The following is a 25,225-nucleotide window of genomic DNA, read 5'->3' on the forward strand; positions in this document are numbered from 1 at the left end:
GGACATCACCATGCATGCAGACATCAACCCCGCCACGTCGGTCAGCAGGAACGCGAAGTACTTCCGTGACTCGAGCGCGCTCATCTACGCCGGCGGCAACCTCACCTACGGAGAGCTCGAGGACCGCGCAGCGCGCGCTGCGTCCGTGTTCGCCGAGCACGGGATCGCGGCCGGCGACCGAGTCGCCTACCTCGGCATGAACAGCTCCGCCTACATCGTCACGATGCTCGCATCGATGCGCCTCGGAGCGATCTATGTCCCGTTGAACTTCCGGCTCACGGCCCCCGAGCTCCGGTCAGCCCTCCAGCACAGCGGTGCCACGGTTCTGGTCGGCGAAGGCGCGTACGTCGACGCGATCGATGAGATCAAGGACCAGACGGCGCTGAAGGCACTCCTGCTCGTCGATGACGATCCGGAGGCGCCTGCGCAGGCGGGCCGGCGCCGATGGGAGAGTTGGAGTGAGCTGACCAAGGCGGCGACCGCCTGGGGGCCCGCGATCTCGCGGGATTTCGACGATCCGGCTGTCATCCTCTTCAGCAGCGGGTCGACCGGGCGACCGAAGGGCATTGTCCTGACCCACGGAAATCTGTGGTGGAACTCGCTCAACACCGATCTCCGAATGGACACCCAGCGTCGCGACGTCACGCTCGCGGGCGCCCCGCTGTTCCACATCGGCGCGCTCAACAGCTTCACGCTGCGGTCGCTGGTCCGGGGCGGGACGGTCCTCATCCGACGCCGCTTCGACCCGGTCGACTTCCTCAACGATATCGAGAGCTACCAGGTCAAGACGACGTTCGCGGTGCCGACGATGCTTGACGCGCTCGAGGCGGTGCCGGACGCGTGGTCCCGCCTGTCAGGTCTGCGGACTCTCGTCGTCTCCGGCGCGCCGGTGCCACCCGAGCAGATCAGGCGGTTCGCCGAACGCGGGGTGCCGATCCAGCAGGCGTGGGGCGCCACGGAATTCGCTCCGACGGCTACCCACATGCCCGTGGAGGCCACGCTCGACAAGCCCGGCTCGGCGGGTGTTCCCATGCCCTACACCGAGGTACGCGTCGTCGACCCCGCAACCGGAGAGTTCGTCGAGCCCGGGACGCCGGGCGAACTGGTCGTACGCGGGCCGAACGTCACCCCTGGATACTGGGAGGACTCCGTTGCGACCGCGGCCGTGTTCGACGACGAGGGCTGGTTCCACTCGGGCGACATCGGCTATGAGGACGAGGACGGCTACTTCTTCATCATCGACCGCATCAAGGACGTCATCATCACCGGCGGCGAGAACGTCTACCCAGCAGAGGTGGAGCGCGTGCTCCGCGCTGTGCCGGGCGTCAGCGACGTGGCGGTGGTGGGGATGCCCGACAGGGAGTGGGGTGAGACGGTCGTTGCGGTCTGCTGCCTGACCGAAGGAGCCGAGGTCACCCTGGAGCGGGTTCGCGAGTACGCAGGCACCCAGATCGCCCGCTACAAACTGCCGCGACAGCTGGAGATCGTTGCGACGATGCCGCGGAATGCGACTGGGAAGCTCGACAAGCCCGGGATCCGGGCACTGCTGCACAAGTGACGAATGAACGAGGGGGTCGGTGCCGGAACCGGCACCGACCCCCTCGTGGTCTGCCTGGGGCAGTGTCGCTCACGCCTCGCCGTAGTAGCGCATCAGCATGTCGGCGGCACACGCCGGACGGGCGAAGCCATCGCCCTCGACCACACACCGCCATACGGCGTCGACCGCGTCCGCCGTCGGCTCCCGCAGCTCCGCGAGGTCGACGACGAGGCGTAGCTTCGACCCGGACGGCACTGCCTCGGGGAAGCGGACCTTCTCGAAGCCGTAGGCGAGGATCAGTCGGGTCCGGTCCACCCGGAAGATCTGCTGCAGCAACCCGCCGATGATGGCCAGCGAGTGGCCCCCGTGAGCGATCGTGCTGCCGAACGGCGAGCTCGCCGCACGCTCGGGATCGGTATGGACCCAGTTGTGGTCGTAGCTGAGGTCAGCGAAAGTGTTGATCGCAGCCTGGTCGATCGTGACCCAGGCACTCTCGCCGATTCGCTCCCCGACGAGGGAGCGCAGTCCATCAAGGCCGTCGATGTGTCGCATCCGTGTGTCCTTGTCAGAAGCGGGAGCGCTGGCTGACGGGTGCGGTCGGGCCCATCGGGGCACGGTCCAGCCACCTGCCGGCGCGCTCGTAATGCGGTGCGATGAGAGCGGCCATCCGCTGCTTGGTGCGGTTCCAGAGGCCGCGGCCTTCCATGTGGACCAGGGCGGCCGCGGCCGCATCGCGGTTGGCAAGGCCGGCGTCTCGTCGCTCGGTCGCGATGGCGTCGATGATCTCGGCGGACTTTGCCGTGTCGCCAGCCGCCAGGGCATCGGCGATCGCCTCGATCTCGAAGAGGGCGTCCGGGATGCCCGAGTTCAGGCCCCGACCGCCGCCGAACGGCGGGAAGAGGTGCGCCGCTTCCCCCGCGAGCAGCACCCGCGAGTTGGTGTCAGTGAAGGCCGAGGCCACCGAGTGGTTGAAGCGGTAGGTCGAGGACCACATCTGGCCGTCGGCGTACCCGGGGCCGGCGATCGCGGTGATCCACTGGCTCAAGCCCGGTTCGGACGAGAGGGCCTCGACATTGTCCCCGGGGTTGCACTCGAGATCAAAGCGCCAGCCACCGCCGAAGGGAACCACGAGGACGTTGCGTCCGCCGACTGCGGGATGGCGGTAGTGGAAGGTGCGCGTCAGTGACATCGGGTTGTCCGGGACATCCTTGACGTCCACGATGATGAAGCTCGAATCCGAGCGTCCGCCGTCCATGGTGATGCCGAGCGCCTTGCGGACGGTCGATCGGGCTCCGTCCGCAGCCAGGAGGTAGGAGGCGCGGACCGGCGATCCATCCGCGAGGGTCAGGGTGACGCCTTCGGTATCCGTGGCCAGATCCGTGAGGCCGTTGCCCCAGCGGAACTCGACGCCTTCGCGTCGGCAGCGGTCCAGAAGCACGACCTCCTGGTCCTTCTGCGAAAGGCTGATGCCGAAGCGTCCCGGTTTCGCCGCCGGGAAGCGGCGGTAATAAACCTCGCGACCGGCGTAGGTGGTCCGCAGGTCCAGCCATGAGCGGCTCTGCTGGATGAGGGGCTCGGTCACACCGGGCGCGATCTGCTCGAGCAGGTCCAGGGACTCACGGAAGATGAACGTGGCCCGGCTTCCGGGTCGGATGCGGTCCTCGGGCTCCGCTTCGACCACGACCACCGGGAGGTCGTGATGGCGGGCAGCGAGCGCGGCGACCAGGCCCACTGGGCCGGCTCCCACCACGACGAGCGGAAGGACCTCAGGTACAGCAGCGGGTGAGGTGGCGTCATTCATACCCCAACCTTGCGGCCTCGAGGCCCGACCGCACTATGTTCGATCCGACCGGCAAATGAGCCGATCCTCGTGTGTTTCGTCCGACACCCAGTCGGTCAAACAGCGCGCGATTCCCCACTCGCGGCTACTGCCTCACCGAGTGCCTGCCCACGCCGAGCTGCATGTGGTCCCGCACGCCGGGCACCGGATCCAAGCCGCGAAGGCGGAGCGGTCCGCCGAGCTGACGCCGGCGGTTCCCGGCCCAGTAGGCCAACACGGAGCAGGCATCCGGGATTCGGATCTCCCGCTTCGGTTGGTTCAGACCAAGGATCTGCATCTTGTCGTATTCTCCATACATGCCGACATCTGAGTTGTCCGCGGCCGATGTCCTCATCGCTGTACGCGATATCGCCGAGACGACGACCGCCCGGGAAGTGCCCGCGTCCGCTCTCGTTGCGGCTCGCTCCATGCTCGGCGTCGACGCTGCAGTCTGGATGGATGTCGAGGGCGACGAAGTCACCATCCAGGCCGTCTCCGGTTTCCTTCAGCCCGAGACCCACCGAAGTCTGCGGATGAGTGCCCACGAGGGACTCATCGGCATGGTGCTCACACAGGGCGAGCCCGTGGCCCTGCTGGACTACCTCCGCGAGACGTCCACTCCTCCTTCCCGGCGTGAGCTCCTCAGGCGCGAAGGCGTCGTCTCGGCAGCCGGCGTACCTATCCCCGGCGAGGGCAGCCGCGGTGTCGTGGTCCTCATTTCCCGCACGGCACGCGAGTTCGCGGAGGCGGAGCTGCGGATGGCCATCGGCGTTGCCGGCATCGCCCAGCAGCTCAGGGACCTGCGCGCCGAGGCTGAGCGAGCTGCGGCGGCAACTCGGTTCCACCGGGCGGTCGACGCACTCTCGTTGGCCCTCCTGCGCGGCCAGTCTGCTGACGTCGCATTGGAGGGTACTTCGGACATCCTCGGCCCGCGCGTGCGGGTGGCCGGGCTTCCGACACCCGGGCCGGCGAAACACGCTTCCGACATCTCCGAGGGCGCCACGAAACCTCCCCTCCTGCATGTTCCCATCCCCGGCGCTGAACAGGCGCAGCTCGCCGCAGAAGGCGGGCTCCCCGAGTCGGCGCTGCGGACCCTTGCACAGGTCGTCGGTCTCGACTTCGCCCGTCAGCGCGCCTCGATGGAGACCGAGATCCGGCTCACCGACCAGTTCGTCCACAGCCTCCTCACCGCAGACACCGACGAGCTCAGCCGGCTTTGGAGCCGCTCCGCACTGTTGGGTATGGACATGAAGGTCCCTCGGGCGGTGATCAGCATCAGCGCCAAGGAGCCCATCGGTCGCCCCTTGCTGGACCGGATCGTGCGCGAGATGCGGTCGCGGACTTTCAGTGGGCAGGCGACGACGTACAAGGGCGCGGCGTTCCTGCTCTGGCCGGTGTCCGATCAGGACGCGGAAAGGAAGCTTCCTGCGCAGATCAACGAGTTGCTGGTCGCATGTCGACCCAACCAGGTGAAGGCAGGACTTGGTCCCGTCTGCCGGGGCGCGGACGACTACCCGGCGGCCGTGAAGGAGGCGATCTTCGCCCGACAAGTGGCTGCGTTCTCGAGCAGCGGTCGCAACCTGGTCGCCAGCAAGGATCTGGGCATGTACCGCCTGTTCGCCCACATAGGCGGCGTCGAGGCACTTCGCGGCACGGTGCGCGAGACCCTCGGCCCGTTGCTCGAAGCCGATGCAGCCAGCGGGTCGGACCTGACCCACACCCTTCGCGTCTACCTGGAGCGTGACCGACGCATCGCCGATACCGCGCGGGCGCTCCAGGTCCACGTGAATACGCTGCGCTACCGCATCGAGCGGATCGGTAAGCTGCTCAAGGTCGACCTCGACGATCCCGAGGCGCGCTTCTTCGTCACTCTGGCCCTGCGGCTCTTCCCTGTCGTGGAGGAGGACGCAGCCCGCGCCCACCTCCTCGACAAGGGATGAACCAACGGAGGGACCGACGATGCCCGCGGCCTCAGACGGCGAACTTGACGTTGATCCGCTTGGTCTGGGTGAAGCCCTCGATCGCGAACACCCGTCCGATGCCAGAGTCCTTGCACTCGCCCCAGGGCTGGCCAACGACCTGCCCGCCGCCCTGGGTGACCTGGACCCAACCGGACTCGACGCGGCGCGCGGTGGTGATGGCCTCGTCCCTCTCACGCCGCGGGAGGACCGCAAGCACCGAAGCGAAGACCTCACGCGCAACGCGCCAGGAATTCTCCACGCCGGCGAGGATCGTGGGCGCCTGGAAGAAGCCCTCAAGGTCTCCGGTCCCACTCGTACACCTCGCCGAGGTGCGCACGAGACCGGCCGGTATGCCGACCTGCTCAAAGAACTCGAGCCAGTGCGCGGTCGGCGCTTCACGAAGCTTGGGCGTTGAGTAGCTTGATGATCTGGGCACGGTGAGTGACGCGGTCACAGTTGGTGACGAAGTGGGGATCCTGCGCGTCGGTCCCAACCACCTCGCACAGACGGCGCCACAGCGAGTCGTTGCCGCACGCGATCTGCAGTGGTGAGTCACCGCTCTCGAAGAGCCGTAGGGCGCAATCGACGGATGGCGATTGCCCTCGCCTACCGGGATCTGCCCGGCCACGGTGTAGTGAGTGCCTGGTAGGAGTGGACGCCGACGATGCTGGCCTGCAGGCTCGCGCGCACTGTCCGGGCCCGACCGTTCGAGCTCGTTCGAAGAGCGCGGTGAGGATGCCGAGGGCTCCGTTCATGCCGATGAGCAGGTCGCTGATCGGGACGCGGAGCTTGGTCGGCTCACCGCGGGGGCCGGTGATGCTCACCAGCCCGGCCTCGTCCTGGGCGCTCTGGTCGTAGCCGACCCGCTGGCTCTCCGGAGCGTCGTGCCCGAATCCGGTGAGCGAGCAGTCATCAGCTCGGGGTTGAGCGCACGCAACCGCTCCTCGCTGAATCCAAGCTGAGGGAGGACCTCTGGACGGAAGTTCTCGGTGAGGAGATCCGCGACGCGAACCAGCGCCTCCAGGAACTGTCTCCCGTCTTCGCTCTTGAGGTCGGCGGTGACCGACTCCTGTTGCGGTTGCACGACAGGTAGTAGGCGGCGATCGGGTCATCGGCGTTGCCGATGAAGGGTGGGCCTCAACGCCGGGAGTCGTCGCCCTCGGGGCATTCGACCTTGATCACGCGTGCCCCGAGGTCGGCAGGTATCACCATCGCCTGCGGCCCGGCCCGGCCCGGCCCGGCCAGGCCCGGCTCAGGTCGACGACGACCCCCTCAAGTGGCACCGCATGCGCGGTCACGTTATTCGTTGACCCACGTGACGACTTCGGAGAGGTCGGCGCGGTCGGTGCGGAACGAGTTGGCCGGATGGTCCCGGTCGGGGTAGCCGAACGAGATGCCGCAAACAACCTGGCGGGTGTCTGGGATGCCCAAGTGGTCGTGGATGAAGTCGGCGTATTCCCCCAACGCCCCCTGGGCGATCGACGCGACACCGAGGGAAGCCGCGGCGGTCATGAAGTTGGCGACATACCCTCCGCAGTCGACAGCGCTGTAGGGACCGAGCGCTTCCTCGCAGGTAATGACCGCGAGGTGCGGAGCGTCGAAGAAGACGAAGTTGCGTCCGGTTTGACGGGCGTAGCCCACTTTGTCGCCGCGCTCTACGCCGACGGCGTTGTAGAGGCCGAAGCCGCAGGCGCGGCGACGCTCCAGGTAGACACCGGCATACTCACGGGGGCCCGGGATGTCGCGGCGGTGCTCGGCGCCGGTGGCGGCGTGCTCCGATAGTGCTTTACGGAAGCGCTCGGTACCTTCGCCGGAGGTGAGATGTACCCCCCACGACTGCATGTTGTTCCACGAGGCGGTCTTCTGGGCGGTAGTCAGGATCTTCCGGATCGTCTCCTCGGGTACTGGCTGAGGCAGGAAAGCCCGGCAGCTGTACCGCTCCGACATGAGTCGATCGAGGGTTTGGTGGTCAAGGGTGTCCGCAATGACAGGGCTCTGGTTTGGCACCTCTCGACTATGCGATACCGATCACAACCGAAACGACGGCTGGAACGTACGAAACCCAATCGAACTGTTGGACAGGGCATCCAGGATGGAGCGCTGCGGCATTGTCAGGTTGGTTGCGGGCTTGCCGGTACGGTGATCTTCGGGTTGGCCCGCCGGGTCCGGGGAGGGGCAGTATGGAGGCCGCGCCGCCGTCGTACAAGGGTTTCCGGCACCCGGCGGAGATCATCGCGCACGCGGTGTGGCTGTACCACCGCTTCCCACTCTCCTTCCGCGAGGTCGAGGAGCTGCTGTCGCCCGCGGCGTGATCGTCTCCCACGAGACGGTCCGGCAATGGTGCGCCCGGTTCGAGCCCGAGTACGCCGCCGGGCTGCGCTGCCGCCGGCCGCGGGCCGACGACGAGCGGCACCTCGACGAGGTCTTCGCGAAGGTCAACTGGGTGCGGCGCTACCTGTGGCGCGCGGTCGATCAGGACGGCAACGTGCTGGACATCCTCGTGCGGTTCCGGCGCGACGCGGCGGCCGCGAGGCGGTTCCCGGCCAAGCCGATGAAGAAGCAATGCCGGGGGATCAGGCGCAAATTCCGTGAGGATGCCTGTCAGGAGGGCGAGGGCTCAGAGTCGTCCCCTTTCCATCCGGTTTCGGGGAACTGCTCGAGCAGGGCAGAGAGGGAAGTTGCCTGGTGGATGGCGGACGACCAGTCCTGAGCGGAGACGTCGAGCAGGACCAGAAGCGGGGGTTCCTGCCGAAAGTCGTAGGTGAGCATTTCGCGGCTTCCGTCCCCGCCGACGACGACGCTCCCGGGGAAGCGTTCCTGGAAGTCGCCGGCCTCATTGACTTCGATGAGCTCCGCAATGGCATTGATCATCAGGAAGTCGTCCGCAGGAGGAATGAACCGGGCCATGCTCCCCTCCGTGGCCAGGAAGTGGCGGTAGTCCTCGGGAAATCGGACTCCGAAGCGGCGCTCCGCCTGCGCGATCTGGTCGTCGTTCGAACTCATGAGGCCGTTCTATCAAGGCCGGTCATGCCTGGTGGCGGTGGCTGCCTCAAGCTGCGGTGCACAGGACCCGCTTCCGAAGGAGGGGAAGTTTCGCTCGTCCGAACATCTGGCGTTGATCATCTTGATGTGATTGACCCGTCCTTCCACCGGACCGGAGTTCCAGCAAGTGGTCAGACCCTGGACGACGACGTCCCAGTCCTTTCCATTCGGTGAGGCACTCATCGGGGCCCGAGGGCCATTCGCCAAGACGGACGACCGGCCTGGTCGAGGTAGGAGAATGATGCGGAGTATCGCCGGTTTGGCTGACCGGGGAACTCCGGCTATGTTCCGCGCCGCCTTGTGATGCGGCACCTTCGACGTGGGGTGCTCGGGGGCCCCGTCGGACTCGGCTGTGAGCCCCTGGGGGCCTCCACTCCGAGCCGTGATGGATGGGCTCGGTGTGACTCCTGTGGGGCGCTTCTTGCCTGACGGGGCGTCAGGAAAGTCGGCAATGGGTCAGCATGAGTCCTGCCAGAGGCTCGAAGATCTGGCAAAACATGCAAGTGGTTGAATCGATCAACGATCGACGGTCGGCTCGGTAACGCACATGTTGCTTACGCAAAATTCTTCAGGTTTCTCTTGCGCTGCCCGGCCCCTGGCATATGGCCCTACCAGGCCCGTCGCGTCTGGCCTCCGAAGCGGATGCCGCCCGGTTCGGGTGGTGGGGGAGTGCCCGGTTTGAGGGGCCAGGCGAGCAGCATGCCCACGACGAAGCCGACCACGTGGGCCACGTACGCCACCGTTCCGGCGCCGGTGACACCAGCGCCGGACGAGTAGACCGCCTGCAGCGCGAACCACAGGCCCAGGACGATCCAGGCCGGCAGCCGCAGCGGCAGGAAGATCAGGAGGGGGGGGCGAGGACCCAGACGCGTGCCTTCGGGTAGAGGACCAGGTAGGCGCCGAGGATGCCGGCGATGGCGCCGAGGCGCCGATCAAGGGAGCGGGGGAGTCGGGGTTGGTGAGAGCAAATCCGTATGCGGCCGCGTACCCGCAGAGCAGGTAGAACAGCAGGTACCGCACATGGCCCATGCGGTTCTCGATTGTGTTGCCGAAGATCCACAGGAAGAGCAGGTTGCCCAGTAGGTGCAGCCAGCCGCCGTGCAGGAACATCGCCGTGAGCACACTCAGCTCGGGCGACTTGTCGTAGGTCGGCGGCCCCACCACACATCCCGGCCCCTGCGGGCCCACCCCTGTCCCGCCCGTGGGCACCAGACGTGGCATGTGGTGGTGGATCAGCTCCTGCGGCACGGCCGCGTACCGGTCCAGGAACGCCTGGAGATCGCACAGTTCCGAGAGACTGCCCCCACTGCCCGTCAGCGAGCCGACGACACCGGGCGTGAAGAACACGAAGACGACGAAGTTCGCGGCGAGCAGCGCGTAGGTGACGTCATGAACGGGGATGACCACGTCCCACTTGTGCCCTTGCCGCCGCCGGTGAATCCGCCGCCCCGCTGAACACCGCCGTCCGGCCCCGCGTATCCCTTCCCAACTGCCTGCGGCGCGGGGAAGGGGCCGCGGGGCCGACGTGAGGAACGGGCCATGAACGACCGAGTGACCACTGCGATGCAGGCGCTGCCCGACGGAGAGGCGGAACTCACGCTCGTGGTGCGCCTCTCCTGGGAGGACGTCGCCCGGCTCGGCCAGGAGGCGGGGCGGCTCGCCTCCCAGATGAAGCGGCCGGTGACACTGGACGAGGCGGTGGGCCACCGTCTGCGCTCGGCACGGGCCGCCGCCGCGCACGCGAAGCCGGCGGGGGAGCAGCCGCCGGCGGCCGTGAGCGCGGGGGCGGGCAGCACCGGTGCGGCCGGTTTCGCCGGTACCGGCGGCACCAGTGCCTCCGTGTCGTCCCTGCCGCCCCGGCCCGCGACGGACCATGCGCGGCCTCCGGCGGAGCAGGCGCGGCAGGCGATCGAACGGATCAACGGGACCGCGTAGCGGGACCGCGCGGGAGGGCTGCTGTCAGGACGTACGCGGCGACGGCCGGCCCGCCGTGGCACGGATCTTCGCGGTGGCCTTGCGGGCCGCCACCAGCACCGGGTCCCAGGTGGGGGAGAACGGCGGGGCGTAGCCCAGGTCCAGCATCGTCATCTGCTCCACGGTCATCCCGGCGGTGAGGGCGACCGCCGCGATGTCGACGCGCTTGCCCGCGCCCTCCCGGCCGACGATCTGGACCCCGAGCAGGCGTCCCGTGCGCAGTTCGGCGAGCATCTTCACCGTCATGGGCGAGGCGTTCGGGTAGTAGCCCGCGCGGCTGGTCGACTCGATGGTGACCGTCTCGAACCGCAGTCCCGCGCGGTGGGCGTCCTTCTCCCGCAGACCGGTGCGTGCGATCTCCAAGTCGCAGACCTTGCTGACCGCCGTGCCGACCACGCCGGGGAAGGTGGCGTAGTCGCCGCCGACGTTCGAGCCGATGATCTGGCCGTGCTTGTTGGCGTGCGTGCCGAGCGCGATGTGCCGCTCCTGCCCGGAGACCAGGTCGAGCACCTCCACGCAGTCGCCGCCGGCCCAGATGTTCTCGTACCCGCGGACCCGCATCGACCGGTCGGTGAGCAGTCCGCCGTGCTCCCCCAGGGGCAGTCCCGCCGCCCGCGCGAGAGCCGTTTCGGGCCGTACCCCGATGCCGAGCACCACCACGTCCGCCGGGTACTCGGCGTCCGGTGTGGCCACGGCCCGGACCCTGCCGTCGTCCCCGGTGAGCAGTCCGGTGACCCCGGCGTCGTTCACCATGGTGATGCCCAGGCCCTCCATCGCCTTGTGCACCAGGCGTCCCATGTCCGGGTCGAGGGTCGCCATGGGTTCCCGGCCGCGGTTGACGACGGTCACCTCGTAGCCGCGTTTGATCATCGCCTCGGCCATCTCCACGCCGATGTACCCCGCCCCGACCACCACCGCGCGGCGGCCGGTCGTGCGCGCCAGCGTGTCGAGCAGGGCCTGACCGTCCTCCAGGGTCTGCACCCCGTGCACACCGTCGGCGTCCATGCCGGGCAGTTCCGGGCGGACCGGCCGTGCGCCGGTCGCGATCACGAGCTTGTCGTACGACGTCCAGGACTCGGTGCCGGACTCGAGGTCCCGCGCGCGCACCCGTCCCCGGCCGGGGTCGATCTCCGTGACCTCGGTGCGCATCCGCAGGCCGATGCCCCGCGCGCGGTGCTCCTCGGGCGTGCGGGCGATCAGCTCGTCGCGTCCGGCGACGTCACCGGCCACCCAGTAGGGGATGCCGCAGGCCGAGAAGGACGTGAAGCGCCCGCGCTCGAACGCCACGATCTCCAGCTCGTCCGGCCCCTTCAACCGGCGCGCCTGCGACGCCGCGGACATCCCCGCGGCGTCGCCGCCGATCACCACCAGGCGTTCCGGTTTTTTCGCGGCCGGGCCCGCGCTGCCGCCCGTACCCGTACCCGCGTCCGTGCTCGTCCCTGTGCTGGTGCTCGTGGTCATACGACCACGCTACGGGGACCGGTCACTTCGTATCGGGCCCCGGGGCCTCCTCGGGGGTCTCGTCCGGAGTCCGGGCCGTCGTACGCGCGGTCGAGGGCCGGGCCGCGGGAACGGGAGGGGATGCGGGAACGGGAGGGGAAGCGGGCGCCGGCTGTGCGCGGCGGGTCAGCCCGGGGCGTACGGCCTTCAGCCACAGCAGTGCGAGCAGGGCCGCCAGAGCCGCGAACGGCAGCGCCGCGCCGATCGCCACCGCCAGCCAGCGCAACATGGTCACGAACGCGTCCCAGCCGCCCGCGAGCGCGTCCAGGAACCCCGGGTCGTCGTCCTTGGTGCTCCGCTCCACCTGCGCCTCGGACAGGGTCAGGGTGACGGTGGCCAGACTGGCGCGGTCCTTCAGGGACGCCTGCCGGGAGAGCAGGGATTCCAGGTCGGCCTGGCGGGTGCTGAGTTCGCCCTCCAGGGTGACCACGTCGCTGAGCCGGGTGGCCTGGTCCATCAGCTCGCGGATCCGGACCACGCTGGCCCGCTGCGTCTTGATCCGGCTCTCGACGTCGACGACCTGGTCGGTGACGTCCTCCGCCTTCGCGCTGCGTTCGACGAGTTTGCCGGAGCCCTCGAGGTCCGCGAGCACCTTGTCGTACTTATCGACGGGCACGCGCAGCACCACGCGCGTGAGCTCGTGTCCCTCCTCGTCCTGACGGGTGTTCTCGTCGCCGACGTAGCCGCCCGCGTTCTCGGTGGTCGTGCGCGCCTCGGCCAGCGCCGTCGGCGCGTCCTTCACCCGCACGGTCAGCGAGACGGTGCGGATGATGTGGCTCGTGGCGGTGCCCCTGTCCGCGGGCGGCGCCGTCGCCGGCGAGTCGTCCGGCGAGCCGTCTGCCGAGCTGCCGGCGGCCTCGTCCCGCGCCGCCCCTCCCTTCGCCCCTTCCTCGGTGCCCCCCTGGGCGTCGGCCGGCGCGACGGCGGCCTTGTCGGCGGAGGCGCTGGAGCCGCCGCTCTCGCCCGCGCCGCTGCATCCGGCCAGGGCGAGGGCCGTGGCCAGTAGTAGGCCCGTCATGGCGTGTGCCGGCCGTGCGGATCGTCGTGTGCGCATGCGGGTTCCCCCCGGGTTCGTGACCAATGACGTTCCTTCGACGCCGGAGGACGGTGGAACGATGGCGCGGAATGGTCCCGAAGAGGTCACGTTAGGGACTCGGGAGGGCCGTATGGCCCTGGTGGGACCGCCGACGGCATCTGAGAGGGTGGAGTCATGAGCGGATCACACACGGGTGCGGGGCAGCGGGTCGTCGTCGTGGGGGCCGGCATCGCCGGACTGGCCGCGGCGCACCGGCTGCTCGGGCGCGGGGTGCGGGTGACCGTGCTGGAGGCCTCGGACCGGGTCGGCGGCAAGCTGCTGCCCGGCGAGATCGCGGGCGCGCGCGTGGACCTGGGCGCCGAGTCGATGCTGGCCCGCCGCCCGGAGGCGGTGGCCCTCGCCCGCGAGGTGGGCCTCACCGACCGGCTGCAGCCCCCGGCCACCGCGACCGCGTCGCTGTGGACCCGCGGCGCCCTGCGCCCCATGCCCAAGGGGCACGTCATGGGCGTCCCCGGCACCGCCGCCGCCCTGGCCGGGGTGCTCTCCGACGAGGGCCTCGCCCGGATCGGACAGGACGCCGAGCTGCCCCGTACCGAGGTCGGCGACGACATCGCCGTCGGCGCGTACGTGGCGGCCCGGCTCGGCCGCGAGGTCGTCGACCGGCTGGTCGAGCCCCTGCTGGGCGGGGTGTACGCGGGCGACGCGTACCGCATCTCGATGCGCTCCGCCGTCCCCCAGTTGTTCCGGGCCGCGCGCACGCACACCTCCCTGACCGAGGGCGTCCGCGAGATCCAGGCCGGGGCCGCCACCGCACAGCAGACCGGACCGGTGTTCATGGGCATCCAGGGCGGCGTGGGCACCCTTCCGCTCGCCGTCGCCGAGTCGGTGCGGGCCCGGGGCGGGGAGATCCGCACCGGCGCCCCGGTCACCGAACTGCGCCGGGAGCCGGCCGGCGGCTGGCGGGTCGTCACCGGAGAACGGGAGCTGTACGCCGACGCGGTCGTCGTCGCCGTGCCCGCCCCGGCCGCCGCTCGGCTGCTGCGCGCCGAGGCGCCCGGCGCCGCCGCCGAGCTGGCCGGCGTCGAGTACGCCTCCATGGCGCTCATCACGCTCGCCTACCGCCGCGCGGAGACCGATCTCCCCGCGGGCAGCGGATTCCTGGTGCCGCCGGTCGACGGCCGCACCATCAAGGCGGCCACCTTCGCCTCACGCAAATGGGGCTGGATCGACGAGGAGAACCCGGACCTCACCATCCTGCGCACCTCCGTCGGCCGGCACGGCGAGACGGAGATCCTCGACCGCGACGACGCCGGCCTCGTGGAGGTCTCCCGGCAGGACCTGAAGGCCGCCACCGGCCTGGACGCCACCCCGGTCGCCACCCGCGTCACCCGCTGGCAGGACGGCCTGCCCCAGTACCCCGTCGGCCACCACGCGCGCGTGGCCCGCGTCCGCGAGCACCTCGCCGCCCTCCCGGGTCTGGCCGTGTGCGGCGCGGCCTACGACGGCGTCGGTATCCCCGCGTGCATCGCGAGCGCGTACGACGCCGCCGACCAGATCCACGGTGACGTCCCGCACGACGTGCGGGACGTCACCGCCACCCGGTGAAAACCCTCTACGGAGGAGCAGGAGAATAAGGGACATGAGCGACGACGCCACCACCCCCGCACCCGACCGGATCCCGAACAAGGGCAAGCTGGCCAAGGACCTGAACGAGGTCATCCGCTACACCCTCTGGTCCGTCTTCAAGCTGAAGGACGTGCTGCCCGAGGACCGCGCCGGGTACGCCGACGAGGTCCAGGAGCTGTTCGACCAGCTCGCCGCCAAGGACGTCACCGTTCGCGGCACGTACGACGTCTCCGGTCTGCGCGCCGACGCCGACCTGATGATCTGGTGGCACGCGGAGAGCAGCGACCAGCTCCAGGAGGCTTATAACCTCTTCCGCCGCACCAGGCTGGGCCGGGCCCTCGAGCCGGTGTGGTCGAACATGGCGCTGCACCGGCCCGCCGAGTTCAACCGCTCGCACATCCCGGCGTTCCTCGCCGACGAGGAGCCCCGCGCGTACGTGAGCGTGTACCCCTTCGTGCGCTCCTACGACTGGTACCTGCTGCCCGACGAGGACCGCCGCCGCATGCTCGCCGACCACGGCAAGATGGCCCGCGGCTTCCCCGACGTGCGCGCCAACACGGTCCCCTCGTTCTCGCTCGGCGACTACGAGTGGGTCCTCGCCTTCGAGGCCGACGAGCTGTACCGCATCGTCGACCTCATGCGGCACCTGCGCGGCTCCGAGGCGCGGATGCACGTCCGTGAGGAGATCCCGTTCTACACGGGCCGCCGCAAGGACATCGCGGAACTCGTCGCGGGCCTCGCCTGAGCGAGTGTGACGGTGACCGGGCCCGCCTGTTCTCGAACGGGGCGGGCCCGATCAGGATCGACCAGGCCTGATCAGGTCTGGTCGAGCCTGATCTGGTCGAGTTCGATCAGGCAGTCGGCCGGGCGGGCGCCGCCTTCCCTGCCGACGCGACCGCACGCGCTTCCGGCTCCGGGCGGCGGTGGCATCCGGTGCGGCGGTGGAGCTGCCGGCCGGCGCGACGGCCAGGATAGTGAGCAGCAAGGACCCGGCGGCCGCGTGGACGACGGCAGTTCTCGTCGTGTTCCCCCGGTGCACGGCGACCGAGGCGGTCGACCCGAGGGATGCTTCGTCCGGCGGGCGGGGCGGGGCAAGCACCGTCGGCGGGTGTCGCCGTCAGTGCTCCCGTGCGCCCCCGCAACCGGGGTCGGAACCGGGGTCGCCCTCCGTGCGGTGACGGCCGGAGGCGTCGCCCGGACGGTGCCCCGGAGCGTGACCCGGGCGGTGTTCGCGGTGCTCGTGGTGCGCGAAGGCCGCACGCAGATCCGGCTCGCCGACCGCGCGGATGCCGTGCACGGCCACCGACGTGAGGTACGTACGGTCGTCGCCGGCGGCGGTGACGCGCGCTCCGGCCCTGGGCAGGGGGCCCAGCAGACGCCGACCGGCCGGAGAGGCCCACAGGGCGTACGGGGGGACCTCTATCCGCGCGATGACCAGGCAGCTCAGGGTCAGCGTCAGCGGCAGTGCGAACCACAGGGCGACCAGATGGCGCGGCAGGTACGACGCGGCCGGCAACAGCAGCGCGGTGGCGCCCAGTCCGGCCACGGCCAGCGCGGCGATCCGTACCCGCCGTGTGCCGTCGGTGATCGTCGTGGCCGCGCCGTCGGGCACGGCCAGCCCGGCCCGCTCCAGCCGGTCGGCGAGGCCGCGCACCGCGTCCGTCGCCGCCGCGGCGGCCCGCACCGGGGCGATGGGGGACTGGCCCTCCGGCCCGATGACCCCTATCACCGACCGCTCCATGTCGTCCCGCCCGAGCGGATCGACCACGGTCGCCCAGCCGGTGCGGGCCAGCAGCAGCCGGTGCTGACGCGCCATCGCGACCAGGGTGACATCCGCGACCCGCCGAGGGCCGCCGGACAGGAACGCCGTCTCGTACAGCGTCAGATCATGCCCCCCGCCATCGGCCGTACCCACGTCGTGGACGGCCGCCGCGCGGACGGCGGCCAGGCACAACCGTGTGCACGCGACGCCGGCGACAGCCCATGAGACGAGCAGGAGGAGCACCCAGAGCATGACTTGTTTGTAAACGACACGGTCCCGGAAGCACCATGCCCTGTTCACCATCCGGACGGAGTGTTGTCTGCATGTGATGTTCCGTTTGACCGGCCAGGTGCCAGGTGCCGGGTGCCGGGTGCCGGGTGCCGGAGACGGGCCCCGTTCCGACGCGCGTGCTCCGGCCTCAACGCCGCAGCAGCACCCGCCGCGTGGCGCGCGCCAGCCGCACCACGGGCCGGCGCGACCGCGGCACCGGCCCGGACCGCTCGAGCCACCACTCCCGCAACTCCCGCAGGGGCACCTGCTCGTCCTGCCGTTCCCGCTGCCCGGAGGCGAGCAGCAACTGCTCGACGAAGTCCAGGGCGTCCTGCCGGTACCCCCCGGTCATCGGCCACTTCTGCGCATGGGCGAGAAAGACCGCCCGGTAGCGCCGGCCGAGCATCACCGGCAACTCGGGCGCCACCTTGGCGACGACATCCGCCCGCTTCGCGGCGAGCGCCCGCGCCTGCACGGCCATCCGCACCCGGTCGAACCCCTCGGGCACGGGCGTCCCGGCGACCAGCGAGGACAGCACCGCCGCCTGGGCGAGCGCGACCCGCTGCCGCGCGGGCTCGCAGGAGCCGGATTCCCTTACGGAGCCGGAGCCGGAGCCGGAGCCGGAGCCGGAGTCGGAGTGGGAAGGGGAGCCGGAGCTCTTCGCCTGTGCCGTGCTCCGCGCGGCCGCCCCCTTCTCCACCGCATCCCGAATGGACGTCAGCTCCCGCTCCAGCTCGCCCGGTTCGGGGAAGTTCTCGTCCCGTTCCAGGAGTACGCCGGGAGGGGAGACCCGGGAGGCGAGGTCGGTGAGGATGTCCAGTACCGGCCGGGGCACGGGGTGGGCGTGGCTGTCGTGCCAGACACCGTCCCGCTCGACGCCGCCCGCGACATGGACGTACGCGATGGCCTCCAGGGGCAGTTCGGCGAGCGCCTTCGCCGGGTCCTCGCCGCGGTTGACGTGGTTGGTGTGCAGATTGGCCACGTCGATGAGCAGCCGTACGCCGGTGCGGTCGGCCAGGTCGTACAGGAACTGGCCCTCGGACATCTCCTCACCGGGCCAGGAGAACAGCGCCGCGATGTTCTCCACGGCGAGCGGTACGGGCAGGGCGTCCTGGGCGATCCGGACGTTCTCGCACAGCACGTCGAGCGCGTCCCTGGTGCGCGGCACCGGCAGCAGGTGACCGGCCTCGAGCCGGGGGGAGACGCTGAGCGGCCCACCCGCCCGTACGAACGCGATGTGCTCGGTGACCAGCGGCGCCCGGAGCGCCGTGGCCCGCTCGGCGAGCGCCTCCAGCCGCCCCGCGTCCGGCCGTTCGGCCCCGCCGAGCCCGAGCGCGACCCCGTGCGGCACGACGGTCACCCCGCGCTCGCGCAGTCGCAGCAGCGACTGGGGGACATGCCCGGGACACACGTTCTCGGCCACCACCTCGACCCAGTCGATCCCCGGCATCCGCTCGATGTCCCCGGCGATCTCCGGCCGCCACCCGATCCCCGTCCCGAGTCGCTCCATGTGCTCTCCCCCTCCTCCACCGGCCACCTTGTCGGCCCCCGCCGGACGCCCGTGCGGACGTGACGGGGGTATGACCCCGAACGACGCCTCCGAACCCGGCCCGGGTCGCCTTCAGAGGAACATTTGAGCTTCACGCGGTCCGGCGGAGGGCGCCGTGCGGCGATGACTGGTACTCCGGCCAACTGTGTCGACCCCTTGACACAGTTCATTCCCCTAAGCGATTGTGTCAATTGGTTGATACACCTTGCGAGAGGGGGAGACGCCGGCATGTCTGCTGCCGCGGGAAAGGAAGTCACGTGGCGGGAAGGGCTCGAGACTCCCGTGCGATGGGCCGGTGCGGCGACCGGTGTGGCTGTCAACGCGCTGGTCTCCTACAGTCCTGAGCCCGATGTGGATCTGCTGTACGGGTTTTCCGTCTTCGGCCTGTTCGTCATGCTCGGCGTGTACGCATCCGATGTGATCGCCCGTCCGAGTCAGGGCTGGGTACGAGTGGCTGATGTGACACCGCGCCGAATCCGGGACCACGCCCCCCGTGCCCTGACCGCTGCGTTGATGGGGCAGGCCGTCGTCTTGACCGGCCTCCTGATCGTCGCGGCCGCGACGGCCTCGACGGATGCTGACGGCCGCGCACGCCGTGCTGTGGTGGTCACCTGCCCGGCGGGTACGCAACTGCTCTCGCCCTGGCCCGGCCCGTACTACGCCTGGCCGATTCTCGGTGGTCTCACCGTCGGTACCGTTGCCTGCGCGGTGCTCGTGCGCCGTATCACCGTGCAGTCCCGAAGTGACGATCAACGCCGCGCCGGAGTCCGGGCGGCGATCGGTGCCTGGGGAATGGTGGTGAGCGCTCCTCTCTTCGCCGTCTCCTCGACGATGGGCGTCGTGGTGCTGAGCCTGTCCTGCGGGGGCGGGGTGAAGGACGCGGCTCTGTGGGGGCTGGCTCTCACCGCCCTCACCTCCGCCCTGACCGCGTGTCACTGCCTGTGCGTCCTGCTGCTGCCGCAGGCCTACGTCAAGGCTCGGCCGTGACACCGCAGGCCATCCGCGTGCATCACGCGTCCCCGGTCCCGCCCTACGAGCAAGTCCGCGCGCAGCTGGCCGATCTGATCTCCGTCGGCCGACTGCGTCAGGGAGACAGGTTGCCGTCCGTGCGCCAGCTGGCCTCCGACCTCGGGCTGGCCAACAACACCGTGGTCCGGGCCTACCGCGAACTGGAGAGCGCGGGCCTCGTCAGGACCCGCCGAGGTTCCGGTACCCAGGTCATCGCCCCGGCGGCCGCCACCGACAGCAAGGCGAGGCTCGCGGAACACGCACGCACATACGCGGCTGCCGCCGGACAGCTCGGTGCCTCGAACGAGGAGGCTCTGGCGGCCATCCGTCATGCCCTCGCGAGTCTCGACCCCCATTGAAGACGGCACAGACGGCCAAGACCCCCGTGGTCCTGAGGTCCCAGCCGTAGCGCGCCTGGTATACGGATGAGGTGGTATTGGCCATGGCCGAACCATGACAGTGCCCCCTCAGGGAAGAGGGGGGCAGGCTCCGCTCCCGCGCCGCAGCGACGGGTGGTCCGCCACCACCGTGCAGGAGCCGGGCGCGATCTCGGTGAAGCCCGCGTCGTGGACCGTGGGGAGGCCACTGGTCGTCAACCCGCCCCAGCGGGACGGATCCGCAGTGCGGACGGTGAGCGGGAAGCCGGCCTTCCGCCAGGCCGTGCGTTCCTCGTCCGACAGTTCCCACCAGGCCAGTTGGGCGCCGTGGCCCGCCTGGGCCATCGTCTTGCCGGCCGACATGCCGAGGTCGGGGTTCAACCAGAGGACGGGGGCCGTGGGATCGGCCGGGGGCGGGGGCTCCGGATCGTCCAGGTCGGTGCCGGAGACCTGGAGACGGGCCAGGTCCTTGGGCCAGCCGTCCAGTGGGACGGGCGGGAAGACACGGACCTGTGCCGACATGCCGGTGACCGTGATGCCGGGCAGGGCCTCCGCGCGGCGCCACTCCGCGCCGCGGGCCCTGCGTACCACCTTGCGGATGCGGGCGTCCTGCCAGTCGCGCATCACCCGCGCCCACTCGCCCTCGCCCACCGACCGCTCGTCCGCCAGGATCGTCAGCACCGCGCGGGCCGCCGTCTCCAGCGCGTCCGTGCGGGCCGGGGGCGCCGACTTCTCGATGCGCGCCACCAGGGGCAGCACGAACTGGGGGGCCTCGTCGCGGGCGCCGGGCTCGGAGCGGAAGGGGCTCGCGGCGGCGGATGTCCGGTCAACGGTCTGATCGTTGTTCACCCCGACAGTCTGCCAAGCCGTGCCGCGCTTACGTCAGCCCGAGCAGGCCGTGCGCTGTGCCTCCTGCCACTCACAGGCCGGACACATGGTGATCCCCTTGTACGACTCCGGGTACTCCGTGGGCTCCCGGCACAGCACGCACTCCGCGTACGGAGGTCCCTCGGCCCGGGGCGGCCCGGCCGGGTCGATCAGGCAGTAGTCCGTGTCGGTCCCGGTGTCGGTGTCGGTGTCGGTGTCGGTCATGCCTCCAGGGTAGGACCGCGTCCGGCGGAGTGCCGGGGCCCGGTTCCGTCAGCCCGGCAGCGGTGCCGTCGGCACGGTCGCGATCAGATCGGAGACCTTCGCGAAGCGGTAGCCCTGGCGCCGCAGCTCCGGGACGATCGTCCGTACCGCGCGCTCGGTCGCCGGGGCCGCGCTGCGGGTGCAGTGCAGGACGACGACGGAACCCGGGCGCACTCCGTCCAGGACCTGCCGGGCCACCGCGTCGGCGTCCGTGGCGAAGGCGTCGCCGCCGACCACGTCCCACTGCACGGCGGTGACACCGGCCGGGACGAGTGCCTTCAGCGCCTCGCGGTCGTAGCAGCCGCCGGGGAAGCGGAAGTACGGCATCGGGTGCGCCACCCCCACCTCGCGGAAGGCCGTGTAGGCCCGTTCCACGTCCGCGCGCATCCGGTCCCGGCCGACGGTCGGCAGGCCGTAGCAGTCGTCCGTGAACGCGTAGTGGCTGTACGAGTGGTTGGCGACCTCGAAGAGCGGGTCCCGGCCGATGGAACGGGCCTGGTCCGGGTACTCCTCGGCCCAGCGCCCCGTTATGAACACGGTGGACGGCACCTTCAGCGTGCGCAGGGTGGCGATCAGCCGGGGATGGTCGAAGCGCTCGCCCGCCGCCGCACGCGGGCCCTGATCGGCGGTCATGTCGGCGTCGAAGGTGAGGGCGACGGTCTTCCCGGCGCTTCGGGGGGCGTTCTCGAAGACCGGGGTCAGACCGGCCGGTCCCGGAGCCAGGGTGGGCAGGCGCGGGGCCGGTGTCGCGGGGGTGGCGGAGGGGGTGGGGCGTGGCCGCGGTGGGGAGTGGGGGGCGGCGCAGGCGGCGAGCGCGAGGGTGAGGGCGCAGACGGCTGCTGCTCGGCGTACTGATGTGATCACTATATGAAGATATGGGTGATCTCATGCCATTCATCCTTGTTCGCGGGCCGGCGTGGTGCGGTGTCACCCGGGTGGCGGGGTCCTGGTGTGGCGCTTTCCCGCCCTCCGCTTGCGGCGCGGGACGCACGGGGCTAACGTACAACCAAATGGTTGTAGATGGATTGACCGACGAGACCGTGGACCGGCTGTTCCACGCCCTGGCCGACGCGACGCGTCGCGACATACTCCGTCGTTGTGCGCGGGGTGAGCCGTCCGTGTCACGTCTGGCCGAGGCGTACCCGATGAGCTTCGCCGCGGTGCAGAAACACGTCACGGTGCTGGAGCGGGCCGGTCTGGTCACCAAGCGGCGCCGCGGCCGGGAGCAGCTCGTGCGTACCGATCGCGACGCGATGGGCAGGGCCCGCCAGGCCCTCGACGAGCTGGAGACGGCTTGGCGGGCGCGCGTGGACCGGATGTCCGGTCTGCTGGCGGACGACGCCGGAACCGATGCCGGAACCAATGCCGGGTCCGGTGCCGGAACCGATGCCGGACCCGACTCCGGGTCCGGCGGCAAGGAAACGACGGAAGGGCGGGACCGATGACTGTCACGAGCGTGGAAAAGGATCTCGACCGGCTGACCCTCACCGTGATCGCGGACTTCGCCGCACCGGTCGAGAGGGTGTGGCGGCTGTGGGCCGACCCGCGACAGCTGGAGCGCTGGTGGGGGCCGCCGACCTACCCGGCGACCGTGGAGGAGCACGACCTCACCCCGGGCGGGGAGGTCACGTACTTCATGACCGGCCCGGAGGGCGAGAAGTTCGGCGGCTGGTGGCGGATCGCGACGGTCACGCCGCCCACCGCCCTCGAATTCACCGACGGCTTCTCCGGCCCGGACGGCAAACCGAACCCCGAGATGCCGACCACGACGGTGCGGATGACGCTCAGCGAGCGCGAGGGCGGAGGCGAGGGCGGGACCAGGATGGAACTGCGCTCGGTCTTCGACACCCGGGAGCAGATGGAGCAGCTGGCCGAGATGGGCATGGTCGAGGGGCTGCGGCAGTCGATCGGACAGATGGACGACCTGCTGGTGGCCGCCTGAGCCGCGTACGGACCGCCGGGCCGGCCGGGGGCGCACCCTGCTCCGGCCGGCCCCGTGCCGTTATCGCCGCCAGGGCCCCGTGACCGCGAACGTCGTCCCGGGGTCGTAGCAGTTGACGTACATCGTCCGGCCGTCGGGGGAGAACGCGACCCCGGCGAATTCGCCGAAGTCCGGGTCCTCGGGAGTGCCCCGGTTCTGCCGGTTGCGGGCCACCTCGTACACCTCGCCGCGTCGGGTGACACCGTAGACGTGCTGCGCGCCGCCGCCGTCCTCGCAGACCATCAGGCCGCCGCTGGGGGCGAGGCAGATGTTGTCCGGTGACTCGCCGGGAAGCTGTACGTCGGTGTCCGGACCGAAGACGATCACCAGCGTCAGCCGGCGCCGGTCCGGGTCGTAGCGCCAGATCTGCCCGTAGTGGTCGCCGGCCGACCCCTCCGCACTGCGAGCGAAGGACGACACGAAGTACGCCGACCGCCCGCCCCAGTAGCAGCCCTCCAGCTTCTGCGCGTGCGTGACGCCGCCGCTGCCGAAGTCCTGGAAACGGATGGGTGTCCCGGTGGCCAGCGGGTCCGGTACGTCCACCCACTCGATGCCGTCGAACCGGGCGCCCGTCTCCTGGACCGAGGAAAGGTCCGGCACCCCGGGCACCCGCATCGCCTGGAGCCGGCCGCCCGCGCGCAGCGAGCCGGTGCCGCCCAGCGGTTTGTCGGGCAGGAACCGGTAGAAGAGGCCGAAGGGCCGTTCGAAGGCGTCCTCCGTCTCGTAGACGACGCCCCGCTTCGGGTCGACCGCGATCGCCTCGTGCTGGAAGCGGCCCATCGCGGTCAGCGGTACGGCGCCCGTGCGGCGCGGATCGGCGCCGTCGACCTCGAAGATGAAACCGTGGTCCTTGGTGTAGCCGTTGGTGCCCGCCTTGTCCTCGGTCTCCTCGCAGGTCAGCCAGGTACCCCAGGGGGTCGTGCCGCCCGCGCAGTTGACGGCCGTACCGGCGATCGCGACCCGCTCCGAGCGCACCCGGCCGCGGGAGTCCAGGGTCAGCGACGTGCAGCCGCCCTTGCCCTCCGGGTCGTAGGTCAGGTCCTTGACCACCGGGACCGGGATTCTGCCGTTGGCGCGGTTCTCGTGGTTGCGGACCAGATGGACGCGGCCCTGCCCGCCCGCGAAGGCGGCCATGCCGTCATGGTTGGAGGGGACGGGACCCTCGCCGGAGCGCAGTGCGTCGCCCTCGCGTGACAGCACCCGGTAGCGGAAACCTTTCGGCAGGTCGAGCAGTCCGTCGGGGTCGGGGACGAGGGGGCCGTAGTCGTGATGACCGAGGTGCTGCGCGGCGGCGGCAGCGGGAGTGAAGAGTTCGGAGAGGGCGCCGGAGAACGCGATGCCGATGCCCAGAGCGCCGGAACGGGCGAGTAACTGGCGGCGTGTCGAGGACAGGAATCCGGTGTCGGACCCTGTTTCCGGCGTGCCTGTTTCTGACATGGGGGAACCTTCCTGCTGGCGGACAGGAACTGTGGTCCCGCCGTGTCTATCACCTGCCGTGAGTCACGGGAACCACGCACGGAGCATGTGTCACGCGTCTGCCCGTGGGCGGTCTCACATCACGCGTCTCACGTCTCACGTCGCACGTCGCACGTCGCACGTCACGCGTCTCACGTCGCACGTCCGGGGCCGGAGTCGGTGCGGGCGCGGGGGGCGGTACCGAGGTCCGTGTCCGTGTCCGTGGCCAGGCGCCCGAAGTCCGGGACCGGACGATCGGTTTCCGGGGGCCGGTTCCCGTCCTTGCCCCCGTCCACGTTTCCGGTGAGGCCCTCGTCCCGCTCGGCCGGCGGTCCGGGTTCCTCGAGGGCGCGTTCCTGTTGCGTCGGTGGCTGGGCGGCCCGCTCCAGGAAGCGCAGCAGTTCGACGGGGAAGGGCAGCACCAGGGTGGAGTTCTTCTCGGCCGCGACCGCCACAATGGTCTGAAGCAGCCGCAGTTGCAACGCGGAGGGCGTGTCCGCCATTTGCTGCGCCGCTTCGGCGAGCTTTTTCGACGCCTGGAGTTCGGCGTCGGCGTTGATGATCCTGGCGCGGCGCTCACGGTCGGCCTCCGCCTGGCGGGCCATGGACCGCTTCATGGTGTCGGGCAGGGAGACGTCCTTGATCTCGACGCGGTCGATCTGCACACCCCAGCCGACCGCGGGGCTGTCGATCATCAGCTCCAGGCCCTGGTTCAGCATCTCCCGGTTGGACAGCAGGTCGTCGAGGTCGCTCTTGCCGATGATCGAACGCAGCGAGGTCTGCGCCATCTGGGAGACCGCGAACCGGTAGTCCTCGACGTTCACGAGCGCCGCGGCCGCGTCGACGACCTTGAAATACACCACCGCGTCGACCCGCACCGTCACGTTGTCCCGGGTGATGCCCTCCTGTGCGGGCACCGGCATCGTGACGATCTGCAGATTGACCTTGTGCAGCCGCTCCGCGAACGGAACGATCATCGTGAACCCGGGCTGACGTTCCTGGCCGCGCAGCCGGCCGAGGCGGAAGACCACCCCTCGTTCGTACTGCTTGACGACCCGCGCCGCCGCGGTGAGATAGACGACGCCCGCGGCGCCGGTGGCGACGGCCGCGGTGAGCAGTTCCTGGACCATGACGACCTCCCGTCAGAGGTCTGCTTCACGTGCTTACGGTCACTCCTGTCACGATATGCCCGCCGCC

General features: G+C 70.3%; 23 protein-coding genes and 4 pseudogenes. 10 read left to right on the plus strand and 17 right to left on the minus strand.

All coding sequences use genetic code 11. From position 1 onward, the window contains the following. Nucleotides 1-10: 10 nt before the first annotated feature. A complete protein-coding gene (locus tag V4Y04_RS30175; protein WP_332431536.1) occupies nucleotides 11-1,558 on the plus strand; it encodes an acyl-CoA synthetase in 1,548 nt (515 codons plus the stop codon). Nucleotides 1,559-1,627: 69 nt separating this feature from the next. Here V4Y04_RS30175 and V4Y04_RS30180 read toward each other — a convergent pair whose 3' ends face one another. Both V4Y04_RS30180 and V4Y04_RS30185 read right to left on the minus strand, forming a co-directional pair. Next, nucleotides 1,628-2,089, minus strand: a complete 462-nt coding sequence (locus V4Y04_RS30180) for a MaoC family dehydratase (RefSeq protein ID WP_326755493.1) — start codon at nucleotides 2,087-2,089, stop codon at nucleotides 1,628-1,630. A gap of 13 nt (nucleotides 2,090-2,102) precedes the next feature. Next, nucleotides 2,103-3,338 (minus strand): FAD-dependent oxidoreductase, encoded by a 1,236-nt coding sequence (locus tag V4Y04_RS30185; protein ID WP_332431537.1) that lies wholly within the window; start codon nucleotides 3,336-3,338, stop codon nucleotides 2,103-2,105. Between the two features lie 335 nt (nucleotides 3,339-3,673). Between V4Y04_RS30185 and V4Y04_RS30190 the strand changes: the two genes are divergently transcribed. Then, entirely contained in the window at nucleotides 3,674-5,296 is a 1,623-nt protein-coding gene (locus V4Y04_RS30190) for a helix-turn-helix domain-containing protein (protein ID WP_332431538.1), read from the plus strand. A 31-nt stretch (nucleotides 5,297-5,327) separates the two neighbouring features. On the opposite strand, the gene V4Y04_RS30195 is transcribed toward V4Y04_RS30190, so the two are convergent. From V4Y04_RS30195 to V4Y04_RS30200, 4 genes and pseudogenes are all read right to left on the minus strand, one after another. Beyond that, nucleotides 5,328-5,771, minus strand: coding sequence for an aldehyde dehydrogenase family protein (locus V4Y04_RS30195; protein ID WP_332431539.1), 444 nt, complete (start codon nucleotides 5,769-5,771; stop codon nucleotides 5,328-5,330). Further along, nucleotides 5,713-6,401 (minus strand): annotated as a pseudogene (locus V4Y04_RS37870) (CoA transferase). The gene V4Y04_RS30195 and the pseudogene V4Y04_RS37870 overlap by 59 nt, the downstream one beginning before the upstream one ends. Before the next feature lie 53 nt (nucleotides 6,402-6,454). Next, nucleotides 6,455-6,562, minus strand: a complete 108-nt coding sequence (locus V4Y04_RS37875) for a CoA transferase (protein WP_443080211.1) — start codon at nucleotides 6,560-6,562, stop codon at nucleotides 6,455-6,457. Between the two features lie 54 nt (nucleotides 6,563-6,616). Continuing rightward, nucleotides 6,617-7,324 carry a nitroreductase gene (locus V4Y04_RS30200; RefSeq protein WP_332431540.1) on the minus strand — a complete coding sequence of 236 codons (708 nt, stop codon included), beginning with the start codon at nucleotides 7,322-7,324 and terminating at the stop codon, nucleotides 6,617-6,619. A 173-nt stretch (nucleotides 7,325-7,497) separates the two neighbouring features. On the opposite strand from V4Y04_RS30200, the pseudogene V4Y04_RS30205 reads away from it, so the two are divergent. After that, nucleotides 7,498-7,877, plus strand: a pseudogene (locus V4Y04_RS30205) (IS6 family transposase); the annotation flags it as partial. A 41-nt stretch (nucleotides 7,878-7,918) separates the two neighbouring features. Here V4Y04_RS30205 and V4Y04_RS30210 read toward each other — a convergent pair. Together V4Y04_RS30210 and V4Y04_RS30215 are read right to left on the minus strand one after the other, a co-directional pair. Then, nucleotides 7,919-8,320 (minus strand): SMI1/KNR4 family protein, encoded by a 402-nt coding sequence (locus V4Y04_RS30210; protein WP_332431541.1) that lies wholly within the window; start codon nucleotides 8,318-8,320, stop codon nucleotides 7,919-7,921. Between the two features lie 647 nt (nucleotides 8,321-8,967). Continuing rightward, nucleotides 8,968-9,766: pseudogene (locus tag V4Y04_RS30215) on the minus strand (rhomboid family intramembrane serine protease). A gap of 132 nt (nucleotides 9,767-9,898) precedes the next feature. Between V4Y04_RS30215 and V4Y04_RS30220 the strand changes: the two are divergent. Beyond that, complete coding sequence (locus V4Y04_RS30220) at nucleotides 9,899-10,294, plus strand: hypothetical protein (RefSeq protein ID WP_332431542.1); 396 nt, start codon at nucleotides 9,899-9,901, stop codon at nucleotides 10,292-10,294. A 24-nt stretch (nucleotides 10,295-10,318) separates the two neighbouring features. Here the strand turns inward: V4Y04_RS30220 and V4Y04_RS30225 are convergent, their stop codons facing one another. Both V4Y04_RS30225 and V4Y04_RS30230 read right to left on the minus strand, forming a co-directional pair. Then, the gene (locus V4Y04_RS30225; RefSeq protein WP_332431543.1) at nucleotides 10,319-11,794 is read right to left on the minus strand and encodes an FAD-dependent oxidoreductase; all 1,476 of its coding nucleotides are present in this window, start codon (nucleotides 11,792-11,794) and stop codon (nucleotides 10,319-10,321) included. Between the two features lie 22 nt (nucleotides 11,795-11,816). Next, the gene (locus V4Y04_RS30230; protein ID WP_332431544.1) at nucleotides 11,817-12,887 is read right to left on the minus strand and encodes a DUF4349 domain-containing protein; all 1,071 of its coding nucleotides are present in this window, start codon (nucleotides 12,885-12,887) and stop codon (nucleotides 11,817-11,819) included. A 156-nt stretch (nucleotides 12,888-13,043) separates the two neighbouring features. Between V4Y04_RS30230 and hemG the strand changes: the two are divergent. Beyond that, nucleotides 13,044-14,503: pseudogene (hemG, locus tag V4Y04_RS30235) on the plus strand (protoporphyrinogen oxidase). Between the two features lie 5 nt (nucleotides 14,504-14,508). Beyond that, entirely contained in the window at nucleotides 14,509-15,240 is a 732-nt protein-coding gene (gene hemQ, locus V4Y04_RS30240; RefSeq protein ID WP_332431545.1) for a hydrogen peroxide-dependent heme synthase, read from the plus strand. Between the two features lie 372 nt (nucleotides 15,241-15,612). Here the strand turns inward: hemQ and V4Y04_RS30245 are convergent, their stop codons facing one another. Both V4Y04_RS30245 and V4Y04_RS30250 read right to left on the minus strand, forming a co-directional pair. After that, a complete protein-coding gene (locus tag V4Y04_RS30245) occupies nucleotides 15,613-16,509 on the minus strand; it encodes a TIGR04222 domain-containing membrane protein (RefSeq protein WP_332431546.1) in 897 nt (298 codons plus the stop codon). Nucleotides 16,510-16,675: 166 nt separating this feature from the next. Further along, nucleotides 16,676-18,037: a DUF692 domain-containing protein gene (locus tag V4Y04_RS30250; protein ID WP_332431547.1), complete on the minus strand. Its 1,362-nt coding sequence runs from the start codon at nucleotides 18,035-18,037 to the stop codon at nucleotides 16,676-16,678. Between the two features lie 267 nt (nucleotides 18,038-18,304). On the opposite strand from V4Y04_RS30250, the gene V4Y04_RS30255 reads away from it, so the two are divergent. Both V4Y04_RS30255 and V4Y04_RS30260 read left to right on the plus strand, forming a co-directional pair. After that, nucleotides 18,305-19,063 carry a hypothetical protein gene (locus tag V4Y04_RS30255; RefSeq protein WP_332431548.1) on the plus strand — a complete coding sequence of 253 codons (759 nt, stop codon included), beginning with the start codon at nucleotides 18,305-18,307 and terminating at the stop codon, nucleotides 19,061-19,063. Next, entirely contained in the window at nucleotides 19,060-19,443 is a 384-nt protein-coding gene (locus V4Y04_RS30260; protein ID WP_332431549.1) for a GntR family transcriptional regulator, read from the plus strand. The genes V4Y04_RS30255 and V4Y04_RS30260 overlap by 4 nt, the downstream gene beginning before the upstream one ends. Before the next feature lie 108 nt (nucleotides 19,444-19,551). Here the strand turns inward: V4Y04_RS30260 and V4Y04_RS30265 are convergent, their stop codons facing one another. From V4Y04_RS30265 to V4Y04_RS30275, 3 genes are read right to left on the minus strand one after another with little or no spacing between them, the layout of a single operon-like run. After that, complete coding sequence (locus V4Y04_RS30265) at nucleotides 19,552-20,310, minus strand: aminoacyl-tRNA hydrolase (RefSeq protein WP_332431551.1); 759 nt, start codon at nucleotides 20,308-20,310, stop codon at nucleotides 19,552-19,554. A 33-nt stretch (nucleotides 20,311-20,343) separates the two neighbouring features. Then, nucleotides 20,344-20,553, minus strand: a complete 210-nt coding sequence (locus V4Y04_RS30270) for a hypothetical protein (RefSeq protein WP_332431552.1) — start codon at nucleotides 20,551-20,553, stop codon at nucleotides 20,344-20,346. 48 nt (nucleotides 20,554-20,601) lie between these two features. Next, nucleotides 20,602-21,456 (minus strand): polysaccharide deacetylase family protein, encoded by an 855-nt coding sequence (locus V4Y04_RS30275; RefSeq protein ID WP_332431553.1) that lies wholly within the window; start codon nucleotides 21,454-21,456, stop codon nucleotides 20,602-20,604. Nucleotides 21,457-21,602: 146 nt separating this feature from the next. Here V4Y04_RS30275 and V4Y04_RS30280 point away from each other — a divergent pair, with 146 nt between their 5' ends. Together V4Y04_RS30280 and V4Y04_RS30285 are read left to right on the plus strand one after the other, a co-directional pair. Beyond that, a complete protein-coding gene (locus tag V4Y04_RS30280) occupies nucleotides 21,603-22,037 on the plus strand; it encodes an ArsR/SmtB family transcription factor (RefSeq protein WP_332431554.1) in 435 nt (144 codons plus the stop codon). Continuing rightward, nucleotides 22,034-22,534, plus strand: coding sequence for an SRPBCC family protein (locus tag V4Y04_RS30285; protein ID WP_332431555.1), 501 nt, complete (start codon nucleotides 22,034-22,036; stop codon nucleotides 22,532-22,534). Before V4Y04_RS30280 ends, V4Y04_RS30285 begins: the two co-directional genes overlap by 4 nt. A 60-nt stretch (nucleotides 22,535-22,594) precedes the next feature. Here the strand turns inward: V4Y04_RS30285 and V4Y04_RS30290 are convergent, their stop codons facing one another. Both V4Y04_RS30290 and V4Y04_RS30295 read right to left on the minus strand, forming a co-directional pair. Further along, entirely contained in the window at nucleotides 22,595-24,010 is a 1,416-nt protein-coding gene (locus V4Y04_RS30290) for an alkaline phosphatase PhoX (RefSeq protein ID WP_332431556.1), read from the minus strand. Nucleotides 24,011-24,180: 170 nt separating this feature from the next. Continuing rightward, entirely contained in the window at nucleotides 24,181-25,158 is a 978-nt protein-coding gene (locus V4Y04_RS30295) for a slipin family protein (RefSeq protein ID WP_332431557.1), read from the minus strand. Between the last annotated feature and the right edge of the window lie 67 nt (nucleotides 25,159-25,225).

Origin of the sequence: Streptomyces sp. P9-A2 (assembly GCF_036634175.1) — a bacterium.
In the GTDB taxonomy this organism is placed as follows: Bacteria; Actinomycetota; Actinomycetes; order Streptomycetales; family Streptomycetaceae; genus Streptomyces; species Streptomyces pratens.